This is a genomic window from Vibrio chagasii, assembly GCA_041879415.1.
Lineage (GTDB): Bacteria > Pseudomonadota > Gammaproteobacteria > Enterobacterales > Vibrionaceae > Vibrio.
Window position 1 is genome coordinate 2,290,462 of record CP090851.1, and the last position, 25,533, is coordinate 2,315,994.

Annotated in this window: 19 protein-coding genes; 5 read left to right on the top strand and 14 right to left on the bottom strand. The window is 45.5% G+C overall.

What is annotated here, in order from left to right; translation table 11 throughout:
• Window positions 1-266 precede the first annotated feature (266 nt).
• The 4 genes from L0991_10355 (at window position 267) to L0991_10370 (ending at window position 5,673) form a co-directional block, all read left to right on the top strand.
• A complete protein-coding gene (locus L0991_10355; protein XGB61818.1) occupies window positions 267-1,211 on the top strand; it encodes a hypothetical protein in 945 nt (314 codons plus the stop codon).
• 191 nt (window positions 1,212-1,402) lie between these two features.
• Window positions 1,403-2,170, top strand: a complete 768-nt coding sequence (locus L0991_10360; GenBank protein ID XGB61819.1) for a 1-acylglycerol-3-phosphate O-acyltransferase — start codon at window positions 1,403-1,405, stop codon at window positions 2,168-2,170.
• 142 nt (window positions 2,171-2,312) lie between these two features.
• Window positions 2,313-3,668, top strand: a complete 1,356-nt coding sequence (locus L0991_10365) for an MBL fold metallo-hydrolase (protein XGB61820.1) — start codon at window positions 2,313-2,315, stop codon at window positions 3,666-3,668.
• Window positions 3,669-4,125: 457 nt separating this feature from the next.
• Window positions 4,126-5,673 (top strand): alanine:cation symporter family protein, encoded by a 1,548-nt coding sequence (locus L0991_10370; GenBank protein ID XGB61821.1) that lies wholly within the window; start codon window positions 4,126-4,128, stop codon window positions 5,671-5,673.
• Window positions 5,674-5,792: 119 nt separating this feature from the next.
• Here the strand turns inward: L0991_10370 and L0991_10375 are convergent, their stop codons facing one another.
• The 5 genes from L0991_10375 to guaB form a co-directional block, all read right to left on the bottom strand.
• Window positions 5,793-6,386 carry an acetate uptake transporter gene (locus L0991_10375; protein ID XGB61822.1) on the bottom strand — a complete coding sequence of 198 codons (594 nt, stop codon included), beginning with the start codon at window positions 6,384-6,386 and terminating at the stop codon, window positions 5,793-5,795.
• Between the two features lie 658 nt (window positions 6,387-7,044).
• Window positions 7,045-8,595, bottom strand: a complete 1,551-nt coding sequence (locus tag L0991_10380) for a sodium:proton exchanger (protein ID XGB61823.1) — start codon at window positions 8,593-8,595, stop codon at window positions 7,045-7,047.
• A gap of 222 nt (window positions 8,596-8,817) precedes the next feature.
• Window positions 8,818-10,530 (bottom strand): carbohydrate-binding protein, encoded by a 1,713-nt coding sequence (locus L0991_10385; GenBank protein XGB61824.1) that lies wholly within the window; start codon window positions 10,528-10,530, stop codon window positions 8,818-8,820.
• A 306-nt stretch (window positions 10,531-10,836) separates the two neighbouring features.
• The gene (guaA, locus tag L0991_10390) at window positions 10,837-12,390 is read right to left on the bottom strand and encodes a glutamine-hydrolyzing GMP synthase (GenBank protein ID XGB61825.1); all 1,554 of its coding nucleotides are present in this window, start codon (window positions 12,388-12,390) and stop codon (window positions 10,837-10,839) included.
• 202 nt (window positions 12,391-12,592) lie between these two features.
• Window positions 12,593-14,056: an IMP dehydrogenase gene (gene guaB / locus L0991_10395; protein ID XGB61826.1), complete on the bottom strand. Its 1,464-nt coding sequence runs from the start codon at window positions 14,054-14,056 to the stop codon at window positions 12,593-12,595.
• Window positions 14,057-14,298: 242 nt separating this feature from the next.
• On the opposite strand from guaB, the gene xseA reads away from it, so the two are divergent.
• On the top strand, window positions 14,299-15,639 hold the full coding sequence (xseA, locus tag L0991_10400) for an exodeoxyribonuclease VII large subunit (GenBank protein XGB61827.1): 1,341 nt from the start codon (window positions 14,299-14,301) through the stop codon (window positions 15,637-15,639).
• Window positions 15,640-15,728: 89 nt separating this feature from the next.
• Here the strand turns inward: xseA and L0991_10405 are convergent, their stop codons facing one another.
• The 9 genes from L0991_10405 to rodZ form a co-directional block, all read right to left on the bottom strand.
• Window positions 15,729-15,956 (bottom strand): zinc ribbon domain-containing protein, encoded by a 228-nt coding sequence (locus L0991_10405; GenBank protein XGB61828.1) that lies wholly within the window; start codon window positions 15,954-15,956, stop codon window positions 15,729-15,731.
• A 36-nt stretch (window positions 15,957-15,992) separates the two neighbouring features.
• Window positions 15,993-16,994 carry a sensor domain-containing diguanylate cyclase gene (locus L0991_10410; protein XGB61829.1) on the bottom strand — a complete coding sequence of 334 codons (1,002 nt, stop codon included), beginning with the start codon at window positions 16,992-16,994 and terminating at the stop codon, window positions 15,993-15,995.
• Between the two features lie 289 nt (window positions 16,995-17,283).
• Entirely contained in the window at window positions 17,284-18,183 is a 900-nt protein-coding gene (locus tag L0991_10415; protein XGB61830.1) for an alanyl-tRNA editing protein, read from the bottom strand.
• Window positions 18,184-18,316: 133 nt separating this feature from the next.
• The gene (der, locus tag L0991_10420) at window positions 18,317-19,798 is read right to left on the bottom strand and encodes a ribosome biogenesis GTPase Der (GenBank protein ID XGB61831.1); all 1,482 of its coding nucleotides are present in this window, start codon (window positions 19,796-19,798) and stop codon (window positions 18,317-18,319) included.
• Window positions 19,799-19,956: 158 nt separating this feature from the next.
• On the bottom strand, window positions 19,957-21,117 hold the full coding sequence (gene bamB / locus L0991_10425; GenBank protein XGB61832.1) for an outer membrane protein assembly factor BamB: 1,161 nt from the start codon (window positions 21,115-21,117) through the stop codon (window positions 19,957-19,959).
• Between the two features lie 10 nt (window positions 21,118-21,127).
• The gene (locus L0991_10430; GenBank protein XGB61833.1) at window positions 21,128-21,742 is read right to left on the bottom strand and encodes a YfgM family protein; all 615 of its coding nucleotides are present in this window, start codon (window positions 21,740-21,742) and stop codon (window positions 21,128-21,130) included.
• Window positions 21,743-21,821: 79 nt separating this feature from the next.
• Window positions 21,822-23,090, bottom strand: a complete 1,269-nt coding sequence (gene hisS, locus L0991_10435) for a histidine--tRNA ligase (protein XGB61834.1) — start codon at window positions 23,088-23,090, stop codon at window positions 21,822-21,824.
• Between the two features lie 70 nt (window positions 23,091-23,160).
• Window positions 23,161-24,282 carry a flavodoxin-dependent (E)-4-hydroxy-3-methylbut-2-enyl-diphosphate synthase gene (gene ispG, locus L0991_10440; protein XGB61835.1) on the bottom strand — a complete coding sequence of 374 codons (1,122 nt, stop codon included), beginning with the start codon at window positions 24,280-24,282 and terminating at the stop codon, window positions 23,161-23,163.
• 7 nt (window positions 24,283-24,289) lie between these two features.
• Complete coding sequence (gene rodZ / locus L0991_10445) at window positions 24,290-25,243, bottom strand: cytoskeleton protein RodZ (GenBank protein ID XGB61836.1); 954 nt, start codon at window positions 25,241-25,243, stop codon at window positions 24,290-24,292.
• Window positions 25,244-25,533: the final 290 nt, after the last annotated feature.

Consider the following 25,533-nt stretch of genomic DNA (forward strand, 5'->3'; position numbering starts at 1 on the left):
GCGCCATTGGAGTAAGGAGTCTAGCTCCATAGTAATAGTGACCTAACAAGATTACTAGCGGCACATATCGGTTCAGCCACTCCCATCAACATTGACCATTAGTCGCTGTTTTATATAAACATATCTCCACCAACCCATTCAGATAACAAGCGCCTAAAATCAAACTCGGTGGAAAAGTGAAACAAACCAGGTGCAAGACGACAACCGAACAGAGATAATTGTTTACCGTGATGCTCCCAACCTCAATACTCAGCGATAGACGTTCAATGACTCAATACTCCTACATAGACATCCCATTCAACCTACGCCACACCTGTTGGTTTTGTGGTGAGCCTTCTAATCACAGCGTTGAGTTTCCTAAAACCGCGTCGCTTTTTGCCAAGGTTGGTCATGCGCCGATAGCACTGCCAGCGTGTAAAGAGTGCGCGAGTGTGAAATATGCCAAAGACCTAACTTCGATTTGGGCGGTTCGCGACCAGATAAAGCATGCGCTCATTGATAAGTATGCCAAGCACTTAGGTATTGGTGAGAACTGGACAGAGCAAGAGCTGATAGACAGTGAGTTTACGGGTTCGACACTTGGCGGTTTTGGGCGCAGCGCTTGGAAGATGTATCAAATAGCCAAGCAACGAGTCGAGTATCAAGGTTGGCCTTTGTCGCTTGATAACATCGCCATTGAGGCCTACGACGAAACCAGTGGCTTTGAATTTGAAGGTACTCGTTATGCTTCAATCCACTCTTGTATCGACTATTTCACCAAGGCAGCCGGGGTAGACAAAGAACTACTGTCTGAGCTAGTCAATATTGTTTCATCAGAAAGATTTAGCTACGCACTGAAAATTGCAAAGCTGAACAAGAATGTCTCGAATTCCAAGCGTTTGGCTATCATCGATGAGGTGCTGCTGCAAGAATCTGAACAGCAAGAGATTCTACTGGAACAGGCTAATGCGATGTTTAACCCCAATATTGAAGAAGTGTCGGTTGCTAGCTCAACGGCCCCGGTGTTTGCGATTCAATGGGCACTGGCGAACAAGGTGGAAGATTTAGCTCAGCTGTGCGCGCTTGAAGATGATTATTTTGACTATTTCGAACACCTTGGCGGCCCTGCGGCTTTCATGTCTTATAACGGCCTTCAGCTCTATTTAGAAGCTCGCCAAAATCCTGAATGGGTAGAAACATCAGACCCAAATAAGCAATATTGGCCCTCATAATCCCGTACTGGTGAACACGTGTAAGCTCGGTAAGCCTGTCTGTGAGTGATTGTTAGTCATTGTTTTATATACAGATCTAAAAATAGGCCTCACACACAGTTAATTGTTGCATTTCGGTTAAATAGAGTGAAAACTTCAATTATCTAAAACTATTTAATCACTGCATCCCTGTAGTGAGTAAGGAGTCAATTGTGCTTGCTGTTCTTCGTATTATCTTGGCTATGGTGTTTATTATTTTCACCACGTTATTTGCTTTTGTTTACTGCTTGTTTAGCCCCAAGAACCCTAAGCATGTGTACTTTTTCTGTCGTTGGTTCAACCAATTACAGAAGATCCTTGGTGTAAAACTGGTGCAGCGTGGCCTAGAGAATGCGCCAACACCAGAAAAGAGCGTGTATATCTCTAACCACCAGAGTGTGTTGGATTTTGTCACCGACCCAGGAATGTTAAGGCCGCGTACCGTTTCTTTAGGAAAGCGTGATTTATTGATAGTGCCTTTCTTTGGCCTGCTGTATTGGATCACGGGGAACATTCTGATCAATCGTGAAGACAAGTCGAAAGCACGCGATACCATCAAACAAGTGGCAGAAGCGATTCATCAGCGAGACCTTTCTGTGTGGGTTTACCCTGAGGGGACACGTAGTAAAGGCCGCGGGCTATTGCCTTTCAAAACGGGCGCTTTCCGAATGGCGATTGAGGCAGGTGTGCCTATCACCCCGATGTGCACGAGCACCACTCACAATAAAATCGACTTTAACCGACTAAACAACGGTATTGTGATTACCGAGATGCTTGAGCCTATTGATGTATCTGGATACAAACTGAGTGACGCAAGAGAACTGGCGAATCACTGCCATGCTTTAATGGCTGAGAAGATTGCAGAGCTTGATGCCGAAGTTGCTAGATTGGAATCACAACAAAACCCAGAGCTTGATTCCGACCGGTCTTCTACGAGCTAACTCGCAGCGAAAACATTGAGTTATCGCTCAATTACCGAAAAAGAGACCTTACGCTCGCAACTCTCATTGTTCTTGTTTTACTTGCCGACGGTTATCCGCAAAATAAAACGCGGGATACGGCATAGAGCAATGGGAGTAAACGATGGAAGTGATTCACCATGGCGGTAAACATACGGTCACAGGATCTTGTCACGAGCTAAGAGATTCCGGTCAAGCCGTGCTCATCGATTGTGGCTTGTTTCAAGGCAAAGAGGTTCAAGGTAGAGACAGTCGCCCTCTTGATATCGATTTCGAAATATCCCACCTCAATGCCCTACTGTTAACTCATACTCACATAGACCATATCGGGCGACTGCCTTGGTTGCTCGCTACCGGGTTCAACCAACCGATTTATTGCACTCAAGCCACCGCTGAACTTGCCCCTTTAATGATTGAAGATGGCTTAAAGCTGCAAGGGCTAAGCCATAAACAAGCAAAGCTAATACTGAAAAAACTCCACTTATTGATTGTTCCCAAGCCTTATGGAGAGTGGTTTCCTGTCGCCGCTAAACAGCAAAATAACGGAAAGGATCATGGCAGGCCAAATACTCTGTATGCTCGTTTTCAACCTGCCGGACATACCTTGGGTTCTGCCTATATCGAGATAAAGTTACCTAATCAACAAGTGGTGGTGTTTTCAGGAGACTTAGGGCCAAGTAATACACCGTTACTGCCCGACCCTATGCCTCCTCAGCAGGCCGACTATCTGTTTATCGAATCAACCTATGGCATGAGCACACACGATGACATTGCGACACGAGCCGAGCGCCTTAAAGCGATCATTGATCGTTCGCTACTAGATGGTGCTGTCATCTTGATCCCAGCATTCAGTATTGGCCGCACACAAGAACTCCTGTTTGATATTGAGCAACTGATCTTTGAGCATCAACTCAGTGCCGACATTCCTATCATTCTTGATTCACCAATGGCTCTGAGAGTCACCCGCTCCTACCGACGCTTTAAAGAACTCTGGGGCCAAGAGGCAAAACAACGGCTTGAACTCAAACGTCATCCACTGGCATTTGAGCAGTGCATTACTGTCAATGGGCATAGAGTGCATAAGAAAATCGTCAATAGACTGCGTTCAACCGGAGAGCCTGCGATTGTGGTCTCGGCTTCTGGTATGTGTCAGGGAGGCAGAATCATGAACTACTTATCCGCCTTGCTGCCCGATAAACGAACCGATGTGATTCTGGCGGGCTACCAAGCGCACGGCACGCTAGGGAGAGAGCTTCAACAAGGTGAAATACAGGTATCAATCGACAACAAGCAAGTAGAGGTGAATGCTCAAATTCATGGCATGTCTGGCTACTCTGCTCATGCCGACCAAGAAGATCTCAAGCGCTTTATTGTTAGCATTCCTGTGCCTCCCAAAGAAGTGCATTTGATTCATGGCGAACCAGATACCCAGTCTGAATTCACTCAAGAGCTGATAAAACAGGGATTCAACGTTGTTTAAAACAGGCTTTTAACTGGGCACTGCTGCATATGTAGCGGGCCCTCTTGCCATCTCCCTCCTTCAAAAGAACACCTCTTCTTAAAGCTGCCAGAGCTCTAAATGGAGGTGATATATTCCAACTTATCGATAACATTCCGCCGGTTACAGCCGTTACTTCCAATCGGCTAAAAGTGCGGTTTTCTGTCTCACCCCATTCTCAATCCTTCAAGTAACTCACACTTTTGTATTAATCACTATTTATGCATTTCTGAAAAACCACACAAGAGCAACCAGTTGCATTTAATTTTAAATAGAATAATTATCGAAATAGCACTAATCGTTAACAATTAGCTCCCACAACATGCTTTATGTCACAGTAATTCGAATGCACAGTTAAATAATTTAACACTCAGGTTACAAGTGAAGTATTGTGTTGTTCGAAAAACAATCACAAGTAAAACTAACAGGGAAAATACTCATGCAGTCATTCGTTGATTTTTTGAATGGAATAATCTGGAGTCCAGTACTTATCTATCTATGTTTAGGTGCTGGTTTGTTCTACTCGGTCATGACTCGATTTGTACAAATCCGTCACTTCTTTGAAATGTGGCGTTTGTTACTATCTGGTAAAAGTTCGAATAAAGGTATCTCATCTTTCCAAGCTCTTGCTGTTTCGCTATCTGGCCGTGTAGGTACAGGTAACATTGCAGGTGTTGCTGCTGCTATCGGTTTCGGTGGCCCTGGTGCAGTATTCTGGATGTGGGTTGTTGCCTTCTTTGGTGCAGCGACTGCATTTGCAGAATCTACGCTAGCGCAAATCTACAAAGAAGAAGACGAAGGCCAGTTCCGTGGTGGTCCGGCTTACTACATCGAGAAAGCGATGGGTCAGAAGTGGTACGCATGGATCTTTGCAATCGCGACTATTTTTGCTTGTGGTATTTTACTTCCAGGTGTTCAGTCAAACAGCATCGGTAACGCTGTAGAAGCTGCATTTGGTTCAGGTGCAATGATCGAAACAGCTGTCGGTACATTCAGTTTCGCTAAAATTTTCACTGGTACTGTTGTCGCTATCATCCTTGGTTTCATCATCTTCGGTGGTGTTAAACGTATTGCGAACTTCACGCAAATCGTTGTTCCATTCATGGCATTGGCTTACATCATCATCGCGTTCGTTATCATCCTACTAAACATCAGCCAAGTTCCTGTTGTGTTCTCTATGATTGTTGGTGATGCATTCACACCTATGGCTGGCTTCGGTGCTGCGATTGGTTGGGGTGTTAAACGTGGTGTTTACTCAAACGAAGCAGGTCAAGGTACTGGTCCTCACGCAGCTGCGGCAGCAAGTGTTGATCACCCAGCTCAGCAAGGTTTGGTTCAATCATTCTCTATCTACATCGATACATTGCTAGTTTGTTCTGCTACAGCGTTCATGATCATCATCACTGGTGCTTACAACGTCCACGGCGGCGCAGAAGGCGTATTCCTTGTACAAAACCTAGCAGCAAACGTTGGTGCAAACGGCCCTGTATTTACACAGCTAGCGATTGAAAGCGCATTACCAGGTGTTGGTAAGCCATTCATCGCATTTGCTCTGTTCTTCTTCGCATTTACAACGATTCTTGCTTACTACTACATTGCAGAAACGAACATTGCTTACCTACGTCGTACCATCAAGATCCCTGGCATGATGTTCGTACTTAAGCTTGTTCTTATCACTGCGGTGTTCTATGGCACAGTTAAAACAGCGAACCTTGCATGGGCAATGGGTGACGTTGGTGTTGGCTTGATGGCATGGTTAAACATCGTTGGTATTCTGATTATCTTCTTCATGTCTAAGCCTGCGCTAAAAGCTTTGGCTGACTACGAAGAGCAACAGAGTAAAGGCGTAACCGAGTACACATTCAACCCTGTAAAACTAGGCATCAAAGGTGCAACTTACTGGGAAGAGAAGTACAAGCGTAAGACGGGTAAGTCGCCAGAAGCTGAAGTGGCAGACAGCAAGCCAGTAGAACAGCCTTCAGCGTAAGGCCTTCAATTGCAGCTTTTAAGTGATAAGTTGCTCTAGATTCTGTTTTTCTTTAGAGCAAATGCAAAAAAGGGTTAGCCATGGCTAACCCTTTTTTTATATTTCTAAGAAACGCGAGATTATGCAGCGATTTCTTGTGTTGCCATTTCAGGTGCTTTCTTCTCACCGATTGGCAGTACTGTGCGGCCGTATTCGTTGTTGATTACTTGTGCCATTGCGAAGTAGATAGCAGAAGCGCCACAGAAGATACCTTCGAAACCAGCGATAGTGCCGATCAGTTGGCTACCTGTGAAATCACGAGCTGCAAGCAGGAAGAACAAGATAGTTAGTGAGCCGAATACTACTTGCTTCGCTACTGGGTAGCATAGAGAACCGATGAACATGAAGCCTGTGAAGATACCCCATAGAAGTAGGTACCAACCCATGAATGCTGCAGGGCTTGCTGGTAGGCCCATGTAAGGCATTACGATTAGACCAACTAGAGACAACCAGAATAGGCCGTAAGAGGTAAATGCAGTTGTACCGAACGTGTCACCACGTTTGAAACACATTGTGCCAACGATAACTTGGCTTAAACCACCGTAAAAAATACCCATTGCAAGGATCATTGAATCTAGTGGGAAGAAACCTGCGTTGTGGATATTAAGAAGAATAGTGGTCATACCGAAACCCATTAAGCCTAACGGCGCTGGGTTAGCTAGTTTGGTCGACATTGCGAATTTACCTTTATCAAATAGGGGGTTAAAAAAAACCAATAAAAATTGTAAGAAAATTTTAATCGATAAATCGCTTTTGGGATAATCCAGTTATCGAAAACTAAGGTTGTTGAAATGATCCTATTGGGATTTTGATTTGGTTTTTGCAGCTTCCATTCATGAAACATATACGTTGTCGATTCCCTATCACGCTATAAAAAAGATGCGAGTAACGAGATACACAAGAGATTCCCTACTACGCTCGTACCTCGCTATAGGGAATGACGGATGAAGTGTATATTGAGATGCTTAGGAAGAAACGAGTGTAGCTTAGATGCGGGATGAGAAAAGACTCTCCAGATTTGAGTAAGCGAGAGCCCTTAGCGTCAAACTTAGACAATAGAGAGCGAACTCTTCGTTGGTCGATTACTCGCATCCCGTATCTACCCATCCCATCGTCATTCCAGAATCGAGGGACGAGATGTCTAGAATCTCCTCTAGGTATCCACACCAACAATAAACACAAGAGATTCCCTACTACGCTCGTGCCTCGCTATAGGGAATGACGGATAGAAAAAGGGAGGTGCGAGGTATCAAATAAACAACTATCGAGAGCGAGCTCTTCGATACTCGTTTACTCGCATCCCATATCTAGTCTCTCAGTTGAAATCTTAAATTACGCTTGTTGTGGTTTAGATTCAGACACTTGAGATTGAACTTCTGAAGATGCATTTTTACTCGCGTCGCGCTTGGCTAGCAATGTCACCACAATCAATTGAGCGACAAGTGCACCTAACACAACCAACGAGCTGCCCGTTAAGCCTGCGATAACAAAGCTCACTAAAGCAATACAACCGTTCATTAATGCGTAAGGTAGCTGCGTCTTAAAGTGCTCAAATTGATCACATCCGGCACCTGTTGAAGAGAGGATGGTGGTTTCAGAGATCGGTGAGCAGTGATCACCAAACAGACCGCCAGAAAGCACCGCACCAATAGCAACCAACAGCGGTGCATCAATCGCAATCGCGGTTGGGATAACCAACGGCATCATGATGGCAAAAGTTCCCCATGAAGAACCCGTAGCAAATGAGATAATAGCCGACAGTAAAAAGGCTACAGCAGGCACTAACCAGTATGGGAAACCGCTTTGCGCTTGTTCTGCAATATAAGCCGCCGCACCTAACTCTTTACCTATCGTGCTTAATGCCCACGCCAGTACCAAAATAATCGCGACCGGCATCATGTTACCCATGCCTTTTAGATACACAGAAACGCCATCCGACAGTTTTCTCACGCCGTAGTAAGCCATTAGCGAGATCAAGGTAATCGCGGCAAAGAAATAAGCCGAAGACAGTGCTGCTCTGAATGATGAGCCAGCGACCTTTTGAAATGGGAAACCTTGTGGAACTAACATGGCACACAATACCACCAGCATCACTAATAATGGTGCCCAAACAAAAGATGCCTTTGCATTTTTATGCGAGAAAGGATTAAGTGATTCGCTGTTCACGCCAGAGTTGATTCCCGCTTGGCAATCACGTTCCGCTTTTGCCATTGGTCCGAAGTCTAAACCTTTAACTGAAACCAAAGGAACAATGAAAATCGCTAAGAATGCGTAGAACTGGAAAGGAATCGCACCGATAAAAGCATCCCAATCAGACATGTTGACATTCAAAGCGGTAAACTCTTTTTGAATCAGGCTCATGATGTAAACGCCCCACCCGATAAAAGGGATAAGGATCGCGACAGGTGATGATGTTGAGTCGATGATGAATGCCAGCTTCTGTCTAGAAAGTTTCAGTTTATCGAAAAGGGGACGAAAGACAGGGCCAACAATTAACGGGGTACCTAAGTCAGAGAAAAATATCACGATTCCTCCAAACCACGCAGACAGTTGAGCTTGGCACTTGTTGCTGACCCACTCTGTCACACGCTTGGCAAACGCAACACCACCACCCGACTTCTCCATCAAAGCAACAAAGCCACCGATGAATACCAACAGCATAATGACGCCAGCATTGTAGCTATCAGTAAGCTGTGGCACTAAGTAGCCTTTGACCATGGTTCCAAAGGTATCAAGAGGGTTTAGTTCACTAAACATTCCGGTGAGCATAGCAACGCCACTGAGTACGCCAGCAAAAAGGCCAATCACTACATTCCTTGTCGCCAACGACAACACCAAAGTAATCACAATGGGGATGAGTGACGTGATATCTGTCTGTTCCATAGGTAAACCTTAACCCTAAAATAAAGAATAAGTATAATTTAAAAATGAATATAAATTCACAGATGGCATTTGTACAGGACTTTATTCTCTAAATGGAAAATTAGCATTCAGCTAGGGAATTTTACGTTAGATGATCGAGGAACGCAGAGCAGAAACGCAAAAGCCGAAAGCAATCACTTTCGGCTTTGATTAATCAGTTAAGGTACTCAATTGGCTGAACAATTAATTACAGCTGATTTCATCCCAGAACCAATTCGATTGAACTGGGCTTTCCCAGACGCCAGGGCCGTTTTTAGCCACGAAGCACTTACCGTTATGCGTCACTTTATCGCCATTACTCACTTGGCTAACACCGGCTTGCCACGTAATAAATTCAGATGGATCGACAACCACTGGTGGCTCTGTCACAGGCGGTTCAACGGGTGTTGGGTCTACTGGTTCTGGATCGACAGGAGCAGGATCAACAGGCGTTGGATCTGTCACTACCGGTGGTGTTGGCTCACCTGCTACTAGTTTCCAAGGGCCACCATTGGCAGGGTCATCCCCTTGTGTCCACCATTTCGCTTCGTAGGTTGCGCCATTGTGAGTCACTTGGTCACCAGCGTTATAAACCTTAGTCGCGCTCCAACCGTTACCACCTGGATCGGTTCCAGGGTCTACCGGATCAAGCTTATCGACCACCTTCACTTCAGGCCAACTTGCATGAGAACCATAGAAGTTGGTCACACACTTCTCGTAATCACCCGGTACTAGTGCAGAGTATGCGGTTTGGAAACCGACTAGCTCACACTCAAATGAGTAGCCTTCTGGGCGATCTGCGTAGTATTTCCAGTTGCCATCCCAGTTGGTGTACAGCACATCTGTTGCGCCATTAAGGTTCAAGCTTCCGTATGGTGTTTGCTGCCAACAGGTATTCTTTTCGTCTGCTTCAACAGGGATCTGGTAGTGCGCAGCTAGCCCTTCCCAGTAACGAATACGGTTAACCGGTTGGCCTTTGTCTTTATTCTGTTCACCACACTCAATACCACCGTTGATTACGTTGATGGTAGTACCAAAGCCATAACCAATGCCCGCATCCAGTTCACGTTGAGATGGTGTCCAAGTACGGTCAATAACATGCAGCATCGCTGGCTTCGGCGCTTGTGGCGTTAAGAAGAACCAAATAGCCGAAGCCAAGTTCAACCAAGAATCAGCAACTAGGCCCGGATTATTCAGCAGAACCGTTGCATCACCATCGAACATTACTTCAGAGAAAGCACCATAGTTAAAGTGGTAAGAAAGCTGTTTTGCACCACGACCGAAATAACCCTGCCCTGCCGCACATGGCCAGCGTGCATTTTGCCAATCGTTCTGACCACAGCCAGTTGTGTAACCTTCTTGCCCTTCAGACCACCCCATCTCACGAACATGTACCAGCGCTTGTTGCCACTCTTCTAAAGCCAACGGATTATCAGAAGTATTATCTATCGCGATGTGACCGCCCGTCTCTTGAGAGAAGTGAGCAAAAGCCGTGATGATGGATTTCTTACAGATGGCGTCAGAGTCACGACCATCAGTGTACTCTCCACAAAACGCGGGGAATTTACCAATCGCGCGTAGGAAACGAGTGTAAGTGTATTCAGGCGCAGCCATCTGAGTAAGGAAATCCCATTCTGATTGAGGGAATACGCGCTCAACCCGCTTTACGTTCTCAGGGTTGGAAGGTGAACCGGGTTCAATCGCTTCAACGATGGTGTTCGAACGAGTTTGTAGTGCCTGTGACCAGATCGCATACATAGGGTCCGAGGTTTTCGCTTGTTCAGCAGCCTGTAAAGCCGACTTCTCAATAAGGTAACCATTCGGGTTTTGCGGATCAGGTTGAATGTTCAAAGACGCATGACTTTGTGCTGCTAAAGTACAGCCCAATACTGTCGCCAAATATTTGATTTTTAACATGATGGATTCTCTTATCTGTCCTTAATAAGTCCATCAAAGAGTATGTGGCACGTGGGAAATAGCCTAGCTGTTGCGTTATGATTTTATAAAAAGTGCGAGTGATAGTTTTATGTATAGTTAGAGGTAACAATGCGTCTCATGGTTTCTTGAGCTGATATCTAGTTTCCAACTGATTTGGTTTCTTACACTCAATAAGCCGTCTTCAAACCACAACCATTGACTATGCGGAGTGGAAAACAAAAAAGCCCCGAACTGAGTTCGGGGCTTTTAATAACTAAATCAAATAGCAGTTAAATCTCTAAGAGATTATTCCCACTCGATAGTTGCTGGTGGCTTACCAGAGATGTCGTAAACAACACGTGAAATGCCATCAACTTCGTTGATAATGCGGTTAGAAACCTTACCTAGGAAGTCGTATGGTAGGTGTGCCCAGTGAGCAGTCATGAAGTCGATCGTTTCTACAGCACGTAGAGATACAACCCAATCATACTTACGGCCATCGCCCATTACGCCAACTGAACGTACTGGTAGGAATACCGTGAATGCTTGAGATACTTTGTGGTAAAGGTCAGCAGCGTGAAGCTCTTCAATGAAGATAGCATCAGCGCGACGCAGTAGATCACAGTACTCTTTCTTGATTTCGCCAAGAACACGAACACCTAGACCTGGACCCGGGAATGGGTGGCGGTAAAGCATGTTGTATGGAAGACCAAGTTCTAGACCGATCTTACGTACTTCATCTTTAAACAGCTCACGTAGAGGCTCAACAAGGCCCATTTCCATATCATCAGGAAGACCACCAACGTTGTGGTGAGATTTGATTACGTGCGCTTTACCAGTCTTAGATGCTGCAGACTCGATTACGTCTGGGTAGATAGTACCTTGAGCAAGCCACTTAGCATTTGTCAGTTTCTTAGACTCTTCATCGAAGATATCTACGAATACGTGACCGATGATCTTACGCTTAGCTTCTGGTTCAGCTTCGCCTTTAAGCGCTTCTAGGAAACGATCTTCAGCGTCTACTTTGATGATGTTTAGACCAAACTTGTTGCCGAACATATCCATTACTTGCTCAGCTTCGTTCAGACGAAGTAGGCCGTTATCTACGAATACACACGTCAGTTTGTCGCCGATAGCTCGGTGAGCAAGCATTGCAACTACTGATGAATCAACACCACCAGAAAGACCAAGGATAACTTCGTCGTCACCTACTTGCTCTTTAATACGTGCAACTGCATCTTCAATGATTGAAGCTGAAGTCCACAGACCTTCACAACCACAAACGTTAAGAACGAAGTTCTCAAGCATTTTCAGGCCATTCTTAGTGTGTGTTACTTCTGGGTGGAATTGAACACCGAAGTATTTCTTCTCTTCGTTTGCCATTGCTGCGTATGGGCAAGTGTCTGTTTCAGCAATCTTTGTGAAATCAGATGGGATCTCAACCACTTTATCACCGTGGCTCATCCAAACATCTTGAGTAGACTCAAGGTCAGCGAACAGTGCTGATTCACCAGTCACTTGTACCGCTGCGTAGCCGAACTCACGCTCAGTAGACGTTGCTACTTTACCGCCAAGTTGCTCGGCCATAGTTTGCATGCCGTAGCAGATACCAAATACAGGAACACCTGAATCAAACACGTACTGAGGTGCACGTGGAGAGTTCTCTTCGGTTACACTTTCAGGGCCACCAGATAGGATGATACCGTCTGGATTGAATTCACGAATATCCGCTTCGTCTACGTCCCAGCTCCAAAGTTCACAGTAAACACCGATCTCACGAATACGACGAGCAACTAGCTGTGTGTATTGAGAACCGAAGTCTAGAATTAGAATACGTTGGTCATGAATATTTTTAGTCATTTTAAGCAGTCTTATTGGCTATGTGATCAAACGGAGGCGAGTTTACTCACCTCTGATTAACTCTTCAAGAAATAAAGCAAACGTTTTCGTTAGATATCTTTAACCTCGTGTTTTGAGAAAATCAGGCTTTCAGCAAAACAGACGGTAGATAAAATAATGTGCCGACTTAATCAGCACATTATTCAAACGTTTGGACGTATTATTAACCTAAACGGTAGTTAGGTGCTTCTTTAGTGATTTGAACATCGTGTACGTGAGATTCTTTCATGCCCGCACCAGAGATACGAACAAACTCAGCTTTAGTACGCATGTCTTCGATCGTCGCAGAACCTGTTAGGCCCATGCTTGAGCGTAGACCACCCATTTGTTGGTGAACGATCTCTTTTAGACGACCTTTGTATGCGATACGACCTTCAATACCTTCTGGAACAAGCTTGTCTGCAGCGTTGTCGGATTGGAAGTAACGGTCAGAAGAACCTTGAGACATAGCGCCAAGAGAACCCATACCACGGTAAGACTTGTAAGAACGACCGTTGTAAAGGATAACCTCACCTGGTGCTTCTTCAGTACCCGCGAACATTGAACCAACCATCACACAAGATGCGCCAGCAACGATAGCTTTACAGATGTCACCAGAGAAGCGGATACCGCCATCTGCGATTACTGGAATACCGTATTCGTTTGCAACTTCCGCTGCGTCTGCAATTGCTGTTACTTGAGGAACACCAACACCAGTAACGATACGAGTAGTACAGATAGAACCAGGGCCGATACCAACTTTAACTGCACTTACACCCGCTTCGATAAGAGCACGAGCGCCAGCGCCAGTTGCTACGTTACCACCGATGATTTGTAGATCTGGGTATGCAGCGCGAGTTTCGCGGATACGGTTAAGTACGCCTTCAGAGTGACCGTGTGAAGAGTCGATAAGTAGAACGTCTACACCAGCTTCAACAAGAGCAGCAACGCGCTCTTCGTTACCAGCACCAGCACCAACAGCTGCACCTACACGTAGGCTGCCGCGCTCATCTTTACAAGCGTTTGGTTTACGTTCTGCTTTGTGGAAGTCTTTTGCAGTGATCATTCCTGTTAGTTGGAAGTCATCATTTACAACAAGTACTTTTTCAACACGTGCTTCGTGCATTTTCTCTTGAACTTCTTCGCGAGTTGCACCTTCTTTAACAGAAGCTAGACGCGATTTAGGCGTCATTACTACGTCAACTTTCTTAGAAAGGTCTGTTACAAAGCGAACGTCACGGCCAGTAATGATACCAACCAGTTCGTTTGTTTCAGTCACTACAGGGAAGCCAGCAAAACCGTGCTTCTCTGTCAGGGCAACAACGTCAGCAATCGTTGCGTCAGGGCTTACTGTTACAGGGTGAGAAACCACACCTGCTTCGTAAATTTTAACCTGGCGAACCATTTCAGCTTGTTGCTCGATAGACATGTTCTTGTGGATAAAGCCAATGCCACCTTCTTGCGCGAGTGCGATAGCCAGACGAGCTTCCGTCACGGTATCCATCGACGCAGAAATCATAGGGATGTTCAGTGAAATGTTTTTAGTCAACTGAGTGCGAAGATCAGCTGTGTTTGGGAGAACAGTGGAGTGAGCTGGCACGAGTAGTACGTCATCGAATGTCAGCGCTTCTTTGGCAATTCTTAGCATTTGCAATATCTCACAATTGAGGAGTAGAAAGAAAAATCCGACTTCATCGTTTCGCATAATGAAGTGCTTTGGATTAGATATTGCGGAGGGATTATACGCACGGGGAAATCGCTTGGCTACACATTTTTGTATTTTTAATTTGCATTTACCCCCTTGATATGTATTATATTGCCGCTATCTTCCATACTCACGCCCTGTGAGATTCCAAGAAAGACCTTCCTTCAAGGAAAGATAGTGCTTCTATGACTAATCCAAACATCTTTACTGTTTCTCGCCTCAACTCAGAGGTTCGTCTCCTATTAGAAAACGAAATGGGAATAGTGTGGCTCGTTGGTGAAATCTCAAACTTCTCTGCACCTGTCTCTGGTCACTGGTACCTCACTCTTAAAGATTCTCGCGCTCAAGTTAAGTGTGCCATGTTTCGTGGCAATAACCGCCGAGTCACCTTTAGGCCTCAAAACGGCAATCAAGTATTAGTTAAAGCTCGCCTGTCTCTCTATGAGCCTCGCGGTGACTACCAACTTATCATCGAAAGCATGCAGCCAGAAGGTGACGGTAAACTTCAGCAAGAGTTTGAAAAGCTAAAGATGAACCTCGCCGCAGAAGGGCTGTTCGCTCAATCGAGTAAACAACCTCTTCCTGAGCACCCAAAGTGCGTTGGTGTTGTCACCTCTAAAACTGGTGCTGCACTGTTTGATATTCTGGATGTCTTAAAAAGGCGCGATCCTTCGCTACCGGTTGTGGTGTACCCAACCATGGTTCAAGGCGAAGAGGCTGCAATTCAGATTGCTCAGGCGATTGGCCGTGCTAATGAACGCAATGAGTGTGATGTGTTAATCGTGGGCCGTGGTGGCGGTTCGTTAGAAGACCTATGGTGCTTCAACAACGAGATCGTTGCTCGCACTATTGCTGCAAGCCAGATTCCAATCATCAGCGCCGTCGGCCACGAAGTGGATGTCACTATTGCCGATTTCGTTGCCGATATGCGCGCCCCTACGCCATCAGCTGCGGCTGAATTGATTAGCCGCGACAACAGTCATAAAGAGCAAGCTTTCGCTTCTAAACGTGCTCGCTTAGTGAGTGCGATTCGCCACGTATTAATCAAGCAAGCACAGTCGACTCAAGCACTGAAACACCGCTTAGAAAGACAGCACCCTAGCTACCAACTGCAAAAACAGAGCCAGCAGCTAGATGATCTAGACATGCGCCTGCGTCGCGGTATGGCTCAATACCTAAAGCAGCATGCACAGCGTGTCGAACGTAAGCAACATCAACTTCAATTGAACTCACCTGTTAAACGTTTGGGTGAACAAAAACTGCATCTGCAACGTTCAGAGCAAAAACTATTAGATGCGATGGATAAAACACTGCTAACCACTCGCCACCAGCTTGCGATGGCTGCCGAGAAATTAGAGACCGTTAGTCCACTGGCAACCCTAAAGCGTGGTTACAGCATTACTCATTCAGCATCGAGCAAGACTGTGTCATCAATTAACGATGTCGAAGCCGGTGAAGTGATCACCACTCAGGTTGAAGATGGCGTGATTGAGTCGCAAGTGACGGCAAGAGTAACTAAGGGCTAGTTTAGAACTAATTCGAACGTTAAAAACGAGAAAACCCTATCAATAATCGACAGGGCTTTTTTGTATCTAATAAGAAACTCAGTAAAAGATTATTCCACAGCTTGGAACTCGAGCTTCACTCGCGACTTAGATTTAAGCTCGTTACAGTCACCATTACAAAAATAGCTCGCGGCACCACAAGCTTGAAGTTTCTCTAACTGGCTGCTGCAGTCTGGGCAGAACCCTACTTTAGTAAAATGTACCTGACAATTTTCACAGTGGTATTGTCCGTCCCAACCAAGCTCTGACTGACACTTGGGGCAGATATTTTCACTCATTAGTATTTCCTAATTCACGATTCTCTTTACAATCTACTACTGCTTTGATTTCGCTTGTTTGATTTGGTACATGTTCTTATCAGCTTGTGCGATCAACTGATCTAACCCCTGTGGATCTTTTTCACAAGCAAGGCCAACACTCACTGAGAACTGCACATCGTTAATATAAAGCGCTTGTTGTAGTGTTTGTTCTAGTCGGTGATAAAAGCTAACAACGCTATCTTTGTCATCAAAACAAGAGAACACCACAAATTCATCACCACCATAACGGCCTATCTTGGCACACGCCGTAGTAGCATCATCAAGCACTCTAGCAACCGCCAATAGCACATCATCACCAAAGCTGTGACCGTAGGTGTCATTGATTAATTTGAATTTATCGACATCGACAAACAGACACGCCATCACCTTCTGTGCAAAACAGCGTTTGGCCAAGACCTTTTCAGCTTCATTGAACAAAGCACGACGATTCAAGCAGTGGGTAAGAGAATCACGATTAGCGAAAAAGTTAAGCTGGTTTTCCAGCTCGTACTTTTCTAATGCCACCGAATATAGAGAAGCGAGCAGCTCTAAGATCTCAAGCTCGAATTCATGTGGTTCGGAAACATATTGGCTGTATATAGCGAAAGTACCAAGCACGTGACCGTTTGAAGAAAGAATTGGCACAGACCAGCACGCATGAAGGTTAGCTTGGTTTGTTAACGCCAAGAAAGGTGCCCAGTTAGGGTGGGTATTGATGTCTGAGACCATCACTGCTTTTTTAAGCGCAGCTGCCTCACCACACGAACCAACTCCAACACCTATACCAACGCCCTCAATCTGTTGATTATAGAAATCAGGCAAATTTGGAGCATATTCGAGATGCAAAGTCTGAGACTCAGCGTTGAGCAGTAAAATTGAAGCCATACGCTGACCAAAAAGCTGCTCTGTGAGCTCTATGATCTTGCGGTTTAAGTCCTTGCGATCCATCCCAAGGGCAAGCTTCCGAAGCAACCTATTGACTGCTCGGTGGCCTTCTAATAAAAAATGTTGTTCCATTCACTAAAGCTTTCAATTATTTAATCGGGTACAGCTTGTTCTTATGCAAGCTTGTTATTGGTTAATAATAACACACTTAATTACCACGACACACAATCGAAGATCATAGGTTGATCTTTCGCTTTATCTATTTTGATCAGCGATCTACCCCAAAAAGAATATTTATATCACCACATACCGAAAGCATAAGTTACATGTGCTGCATTTCAATTTTAAACAGTTAATTATATTAAAAGTGACAACCCAAAACAGAATAAGCAGCACAAGTCATTTCGATCTATTACTCAAATCATCGAACTACATGCGTCAGCATTTCAATATTTTGGTCATCTAACTGGGTTAACTTAACGGACAGCGCACCAAATTCTGCGGTATTCCCAATGTGTGTACCACCACAAGGAATGGTCACCTGAGTATCTGCGTCAAGCTGCCACTCCCAGTAACGAGAGTCTGTTAACGCCTCGCCCTCTAACCTCATCGTAACCGCCGTTGGTTGTGCTAACCAAACAGAAATCAGCTCATTAACATCGGCTTCAATGACCTCAAGGTTCGCTAGCATATCTGCCACATTAAGGCCGCGCTTCTTCAAGGTTTTACCCAAGCGATAAGTGTCTTTACATTGTTCAGGCGTTACAAAGCTGGTGACTTGGGCGTAGCTATTAAAGTCATAGCTGCCCAATGGATCTTTGCGGTCTGCATCTTTGCGCCAATAGTTATCAGCTAAGACCTTATTCAACGCTAAGAAGGCGACGTGTCCCGCGCTATGACCACGGCTAAGGCTTGCTTGGTACTCTTTATCAACCGACAACGACACCTGCTCGTTAATACTTATCGTAGAAGCAGATGCAGATAGCTGATGAACCACCACAAATACCCAACCCCCTGTATCTCGCTTAACAGGGATATCTGCTGCTACATAAAGTTTTCCAGTAGATTGCTCTATCGCGCCCACTAGGCAATCATCAACGGTATATTGCAGGTCACCAAAGTTAACAGTACCTTTATCCGCTGGGTGATCTGGCCAAATATGGCTAACAGGGTGAAAAGGAGTCACATCTGTGATCAGGTAGGTTTTGTTCTCATCACTTTCAACATGGAGAACCTTTGCCTCAAGCTGCCAAGTCTGGTGGCAGAATTGGGTGATGGTCGGTGTGATTGCTGCTGGTGTAATCAAGTCGCTCGTTGTCATGTTGTTCTTCTTTTGGAATCTAGTCTGTGTCGCTTTACTGATAACTGCTCGCAAGGTGCGGTTATCAGATAACGTAAATTTTGCTTAAAAAAATACCCGAGACAGGCTCGGGTATCAAATCTATTCAAAAGGACTATTTACGTCCTTTAACCATGCTCATCATACGCTTACGTTTGCGCTCTTGAGAGATAGTTAGCTTGTTCGTCTTAGCTTCAAATGGGTTTTCGCTGTTCTGGAATTGAATGCGAATTGGCGTACCCATGATTTCTAGTGAACGACGGTAGTAGTTCATCAGGAATCGCTTGTATGAATCTGGCAGGTCACGAACTTGGTTACCGTGGATAACGATAATTGGTGGGTTATAACCACCCGCGTGCGCGTATTTCAGTTTCACACGACGGCCACGAACCATAGGTGGTTGGTGATCATCAGTCGCCATCTTCATGATACGAGTTAGGACAGACGTACCAACACGGGTTGTCGCTGACTTGTAAGCCTCTTGAACCGATTCAAACAAGTGACCAACACCTGTACCGTGAAGTGCAGAGATGAAGTGAATACGTGCGAAATCAACGAAACCTAAACGACGGTCTAGCTCTTTCTTAACGCGTTCTTTCACGTCGTTGTCTAGGCCATCCCACTTGTTTACTGCGATCACGATTGAACGACCAGCGTTCAATGCAAAGCCGAGTAAGCTCAAGTCTTGATCTGAGATGTTCTCACGAGCATCAATCACAAGTAGAACAACGTTCGCGTCTTCAACCGCTTTCAACGTTTTAACAACCGAGAATTTCTCTACAGTCTCGTTGATGTTTTTACGACGACGTACACCCGCGGTATCAATAAGAACGTACTCACGCTCGTCACGGCTCATTGGGATGTAGATTGAATCACGAGTAGTACCTGGCATATCGTAAACAACCACGCGCTCTTCACCTAGGATACGGTTAGTTAGCGTTGATTTACCTACGTTTGGACGACCAATAATAGCAAGCTTGATTGGCTGATCTTGAAGACGCTTGAACTCTTGTTCCGCTTCTTCTTCAGTGAAATCAACCTGCTCTGCTTCTTCGTCTTCAAATTCAGTTAGATCGCTAATTTCCCCCTGCTCAGCTTTAAGTGCTTCAGCAAATGGGTTTAGAGCAAGATCAATCAGTGCTGTAACACCACGACCGTGCGCTGCAGCGATTTGGTACATGTCTTCTACACCTAGCTGCCAGAAGTCAGCACTTGCTGCATCAGGGTCAATACCATCAACCTTGTTTACTACAAGCATTGAAGGCTTTTCTAGTTGGCGAAGGTGCTTCGCGATAGCAACGTCAGATGGTGTTAGACCAGCACGGCCATCTACCATGAACAGTACAACATCAGCTTCGTCGATCGCTGCTAATGACTGCTCTGCCATTTTAGTTTCAACACCTTCTTCAGTACCGTCGATACCACCAGTGTCGATAACAATAAACTCATGCTCACCAAGTTGAGCATGGCCATATTTACGGTCACGCGTTAAGCCAGGGAAATCCGCAACCAATGCATCACGAGTTCGAGTCAATCGGTTAAACAACGTAGATTTACCTACGTTCGGACGCCCTACTAGAGCAACAACAGGTACCATAACAACCTCTACAATTTCTTCTCTTAATGTAGTTATAGGTAAGCACTTGTTCGCAAGTTTAAACTCTTACCTATAACCACATGGTTTATTAATTTTTAACAACAAAACGGCTCCTGGCTGTTACCAACCAGGAGCCGACTGTGAATTATATCACGCTTTTATTGGCTAATCGTCAGTTTCTTTACATCGCCGTTGCGAGTCGTCACTAAGTAGCCTTCAGGCAGTTCAATTGGCGCTACAGCAAAGCCGCTGTCATCAACCAACTGCTGAGCAACGAACTCACCTGTTGAACGATCTAACCAGTGTAGATAACCTTCTGTGTCACCCACAACAACGTATCCGTTAATGATAGCAGGTGCTGTAAGTAGACGGTTTTCTAACAATGGAGTGCTCCACAGTTCAGTACCGCTACGAGCATCAACCGCAACCACATGATCCTTATCTGTTACAAGGAATAAACGGCTACCGTCACTTGCTAAATCAATCGCTGATGAGTAGTTACGTTTCCAAACTGGCTTACCAGAGCGTAGATCAATGGCAATCAACTGACCATTGATACCAACCGTGTACAAAGTACCACCCAGTACTACTGGCGATGCATCCACATCAACCAAGCGATCAATTTCCGTCGCGCCCTTTGGTGTACCAACTGGTTGTTGCCAAATCAGCTGACCACGCTCAACAATAGCAGCTGCTAGACGACCATTTGCCGTCCCCCAGAACACACCACCAGAAACCGCAACAGGAGCACTGTCGCCACGTAGCGTCAGGCTTGGAACTTCAGTACTGATTGTCCACTTCTGTTCACCGGTCTCTTGGTCTAGCGCGAGCATCATACCGCGGCTAGTGTGAACCAAGACCATGTTGTTGTCAGTAGCAGGAGATGCTAGCACCTCACCGTTTACCGATACACGCCACAGCTCTTCGCCAGTCGATTCATCCAGTGCGATTACTTCACCGTTTTCAGAACCAACAAACACTTTGCCGTAAGCTGCAGTTAAGCCACCAGACAAACGAGCCAGTACATCTTTCTCAAGGTCTGTTTTCCACAGCTCTTTACCCGTTTCAGGATCCAGCGCTTTAACCAGACCTTCACGGCTTGCAACAAACACTTTGTCGTAAGCCAGCTCAGGCGTCAGTTTTGAAAAGTAGTGACCAACACCATCACCAACTGAGGTAGACCATTCCTGTTTAGGAGTGAACTCACTGTTTACCGTTGGTACTGGCGCCATGATTACGGTGTCTTCTTCACCCGCACAGCCAGCTAATAGGCCAAGAGCAATCGCACACAACGCCGCTTTTGGAAACATCTTCTTCATTCAAAGCGCCTTATTTAGCTAGGTCGTCAAGTTTGATTTGAAGCGTTTGGCTCGCATCAACAGCTTGCTGTGCTTCTGTGTAAGCACTGTATGCTGCGTCTGTGTCGCCTTTACGAAGTGAGATATCACCACGTAGTTCAGCCACGCGGCCTTTCCAAGATTCGTCCGTTACTGCTGCAAGATCAGACAAAGCAGCATCAAATTCACCTTGCTCAGCTTTGATACGAGCAACACGGTAAGTCAGTAGTGGCGAAAGTGCCGCATCCTTAGTTGCCGCTTTTGCCCACTCTAGCTGTTCAAGTGCTGCAGATAAATCACCCGCTTGTACTTGTGCTTTTGCTAGCTGCATCGCCGCAAGTACTGAGTATTCAGCATCTTTGTTTGCGTCGATAAAAGCTTGAATATCAGATTGAGCATCAACGCCTTTTGCATCTAAAGCAGAGATTACTGTCATGTAGCTTTCTGAAGCAGCTTCACGCGCCTCAACTACTGAATCTTGGTAGTAGCGCCAACCGAATAGACCGCCTAAACCAATAACCGCACCGAAGATTACGGCTTTACCGTTCTCTTTCCACCAATCTTTAATGGCTTCAACCTGCTGCTCTTCGCTATCGTAAAGTTCCACTTCCTGTCCTCTTTAATTCTTTAAACGCCAGCATAGTGCTGACGTTAGTATTCGTTATGAGCGTTTGCTCTAAGGCTAATTAGATTAGCGCAGCTACTTTTGCAGCAACGTCTGCTTGGGCAACAACTTCTTGTTCACCACCAACCAGATCTTTCAATACCACAGTGTTGTCTGCTACTTCGTTTTCACCCAGTACCAGAGCAACTACAGCACCTACTTTGTCTGCACGTTTGAATTGCTTCTTGAAGCTACCACCACCGAAGTGGCTCATTACACGCACACCTTCAACGGTATCACGTAATTGATTCGCTAATTGCATGCCCGCGATCATAGTGCCTTCGCCAGCCGCAACCATGTAAACATCAACACTGCGACGAACTTCTGTAAGCTCTAGCGTTTCCATCATTAGGACTAGACGCTCTAGGCCCATTGCGAAACCAACAGCAGGTGTTGCTTTACCGCCAAGTTGCTCAACAAGACCGTCGTAACGACCACCGCCACATACGGTACCTTGAGCACCTAGGCTTTCAGTGATCCACTCAAATACTGTGCGGTTGTAGTAGTCCAAACCACGTACTAGACGCTCGTTAACTTGGTATTCGATACCAACGGCATCAAGAAGTTCACACAAACCAGCAAAATGTTGCTTCGACTCTTCACCCAAGTACTCAGAAAGTCGAGGTGCGTCACCTAAGATAGCTTGAACGTCTGGGTTCTTAGTATCTAGTACACGAAGTGGGTTGGTGTGCATGCGACGTTTGCAATCTTCGTCTAGCACATCAATGTGCTGTTCTAGGAAAGCAACAAGTGCTGTACGGTAGTTCGCGCGATCTTCAGTAGAACCGATCGAGTTCAGCTCTAGACGAACGTGCTTGTCGATACCTAGCTCACGCCATAGACGCGCAGTCATCATGATAAGTTCTGCGTCAACGTCTGGACCGTCTAGGCCAAACACTTCCACGCCACATTGGTGGAATTGACGGTAGCGACCTTTCTGAGGGCGCTCGTGACGGAACATTGGGCCCATGTACCATAAGCGTTGCTCATCACGGTTAATAAGGCTGTTTTGGATGCATGAACGTACACAACCCGCTGTGCCTTCTGGACGTAGCGTTAGACTATCGCCGTTACGGTCATCAAAGGTGTACATCTCTTTTGAAACAACGTCTGTCTCTTCACCCACTGCGCGGCTAAATAGGTTTGTTTCTTCAACGATAGGCATACGCACTTCGTTGTAACCGTGTGCACTCACCACGTTTTTAACTGCGTTTTCTACTTTCTGCCACAGTGGTGATTGAGTCGGTAGGCAGTCGTTCATGCCTCGGATTGCTTGGATATTTTTAGCCACAATATTTATTCCGTAATTTCTCACGACCAGGTGTTGATGCGAATAGACAACCGCACCTCATCGCGTTTTATTAATCTTCTAGGTTTTCTACATCGATGCGATTTGCTTTATCAAGCACCGATGCTTTTGCTCGAATCTTAGCTTCAAGCTGATCAACAAGGTCGTTGTTGTCAAAGCGCTCTTTCTGACGCTTACCATCTTCGTAGAAGGCACTCTTACGCGCACTACCCGCTAGGCCTAGATGAGATACTTCTGCTTCACCAGGACCATTCACCACACAACCGATGATAGAAACATCCATTGGGGTAATTACGTCTTCTAGACGCTCTTCAAGCGCGTTTACGGTGTTAATAACATCGAACTCTTGGCGCGAACAGCTTGGACACGCGATGAAGTTGATACCACGCGAGCGAATGCGCAAAGATTTAAGAATATCGAAGCCAACTTTGATCTCTTCAACAGGATCCGCAGCTAGCGAGATACGTAGCGTATCGCCAATACCTTCAGAAAGAAGCATACCTAAGCCAACAGAAGACTTAACCGCACCAGCACGTGCACCACCAGCTTCGGTAATACCAAGGTGAAGCGGTTGGTCAATCTGTTTTGCCAGTAAACGGTATGAACCTACAGCTAGGAATACGTCAGATGCTTTAACGCTCACTTTAAATTGGTCAAAGTTGAGACGGTCTAAGATATCGACGTGACGCATTGCTGATTCAACAAGCGCTTCTGCTGTTGGCTCTGTGTATTTCTCTTGGATCTCTTTTTCAAGAGAACCACCGTTAACACCAATACGAATCGGAATATTCATATCACGAGCACAATCAACAACTGAGCGAATACGGCTCTCGTTACCGATGTTACCTGGGTTGATACGCAGACAGTCTACACCGTACTCAGCCACTTTCAGCGCGATACGGTAGTCAAAGTGAATGTCAGCGACCAAAGGAACAGAAACCTGCTGCTTGATTTGCTTAAATGCTTCAGCGGCATCCATAGTCGGTACAGATACGCGAACGATATCAGCGCCCACATTTTCCAAAGCTCGGATCTGAGCAACGGTTGCGGCTACGTCTGTTGTTCTTGTGTTGGTCATGGATTGCACAGCAATAGGTGCACCATCACCGATCGGCACATCACCCACATAAATACGGGTTGATTTGCGACGAATAATAGGAGATTCGTGTTGCATATTAACTCTAAGGTAAGGTTATTCTGGCTACTTTGCCTGAAGTATACCCAGAAAGGTCGACAGGTTCACTTGCAAATGTCATTGATACGCCTTCTGGCGCACCTAGAATCACTTTATATGGCGCTGTTCCTGATAGATTTAGTGACTGACCCGCTTTTTTGATGCCAGTTGACAAGGTTTTGCCGGTCGCATCTTTAACTTGAATCCAACAGTCTGCAGTAAACTGCATCGTTAGAGCTTTGGTTGCCACTTCAGGTGTTGGTGTTGTTTCAGGAGCAGTTGTTGCTTCAACAGTTTCTAATTCAACAGCTGGTTCTGCGTCGACTGCTGGTTGTTCATCAGTCACGTCAAGTGCAGCTGAAGTATCTGCCGCATCACTGATTGCAGCAAGGCCTTCAGTATCTTCAATCACAGAAGCCGCTGCGTCGTTCTGCTCAGCTTCAATCACTTCTAAAGAGGCGAACTCAGGGTCCAGCGACTCTTCCACCGCAAGCTCTTCTGAACTTTCAGTGTTAGCCAGAGATTGAGACAGGGTGTCTTGTTGTTGATTCTGCCACCACCACAGTGAAGAGATACCAACGATAACAGCAAAGATACCCCAAGTGAGCAGCATAATACGGCTGTTGTGCTTTTCTGTTTTCGTCTTGCGAGAAAAGCTCAACATTTCTTGATCTTCATGTTGAGCATCACCGGAATGGCGAAGCGCATTCAGTACCACTTTTTCATCAAGATTGACGTATTTCGCGTATGAACGGATGTAACCACGCATAAAGGTTGCGACTTGGTCTGACTCAAATTGGTTTTCTTCAATTTGTTGAATTAAAGAGATGCGTAGTTTTAGGCGATCCGAGATCTGCTTTTGTGTTAAACCAAGAGCTTCTCGTTGATTTTTCAGTAGCGTCCCCGCTTCTAAAGCTGGAGCGATTGGTTCTTGCGATTGTGTGTCGTGTTCTGTGTTCATAGAGAGTGAACTTCTAAAATATTATCGCAGGTCGACGAGAGCGTTTTTTATTGTCGTTTAAGCTCATTCTAGCAACCCACTTTATGTGGAATTTGTCCTGTTACCCAACTCATCAACCCTTAAAGACGAACGACATGCATTTTATTATTAGTGGCGTTCTCAGGAAGCTAGTTTATCAAGTAGCCAACCTAAATAGACATATTGATGGTCGGTAACAAGCGAGCACTTAAATTAATTTAAGATTAGTTAATCATAAGCTAATGCCATTACAAGGCAAAAATACTTTCAAC

Bases quoted from the DNA above. Each gene is read 5' to 3' on its own strand.
- L0991_10355 (XGB61818.1), top strand. From the start codon at position 267: ATGACTCAATACTCCTACATAGACATCCCATTCAACCTACGCCACACC.
- L0991_10365 (XGB61820.1), top strand. From the start codon at position 2,313: ATGGAAGTGATTCACCATGGCGGTAAACATACGGTCACAGGATCTTGT.
- L0991_10370 (XGB61821.1), top strand. From the start codon at position 4,126: ATGCAGTCATTCGTTGATTTTTTGAATGGAATAATCTGGAGTCCAGTA.
- L0991_10375 (XGB61822.1), bottom strand. From the start codon at position 6,386: ATGTCGACCAAACTAGCTAACCCAGCGCCGTTAGGCTTAATGGGTTTC.
- L0991_10380 (XGB61823.1), bottom strand. From the start codon at position 8,595: ATGGAACAGACAGATATCACGTCACTCATCCCCATTGTGATTACTTTG.
- L0991_10385 (XGB61824.1), bottom strand. From the start codon at position 10,530: ATGTTAAAAATCAAATATTTGGCGACAGTATTGGGCTGTACTTTAGCA.
- guaA (XGB61825.1), bottom strand. From the start codon at position 12,390: ATGACTAAAAATATTCATGACCAACGTATTCTAATTCTAGACTTCGGT.
- guaB (XGB61826.1), bottom strand. From the start codon at position 14,056: ATGCTAAGAATTGCCAAAGAAGCGCTGACATTCGATGACGTACTACTC.
- xseA (XGB61827.1), top strand. From the start codon at position 14,299: ATGACTAATCCAAACATCTTTACTGTTTCTCGCCTCAACTCAGAGGTT.
- L0991_10405 (XGB61828.1), bottom strand. From the start codon at position 15,956: ATGAGTGAAAATATCTGCCCCAAGTGTCAGTCAGAGCTTGGTTGGGAC.
- L0991_10410 (XGB61829.1), bottom strand. From the start codon at position 16,994: ATGGAACAACATTTTTTATTAGAAGGCCACCGAGCAGTCAATAGGTTG.
- L0991_10415 (XGB61830.1), bottom strand. From the start codon at position 18,183: ATGACAACGAGCGACTTGATTACACCAGCAGCAATCACACCGACCATC.
- der (XGB61831.1), bottom strand. From the start codon at position 19,798: ATGGTACCTGTTGTTGCTCTAGTAGGGCGTCCGAACGTAGGTAAATCT.
- bamB (XGB61832.1), bottom strand. From the start codon at position 21,117: ATGAAGAAGATGTTTCCAAAAGCGGCGTTGTGTGCGATTGCTCTTGGC.
- ispG (XGB61835.1), bottom strand. From the start codon at position 24,282: ATGCAACACGAATCTCCTATTATTCGTCGCAAATCAACCCGTATTTAT.
- rodZ (XGB61836.1), bottom strand. From the start codon at position 25,243: ATGAACACAGAACACGACACACAATCGCAAGAACCAATCGCTCCAGCT.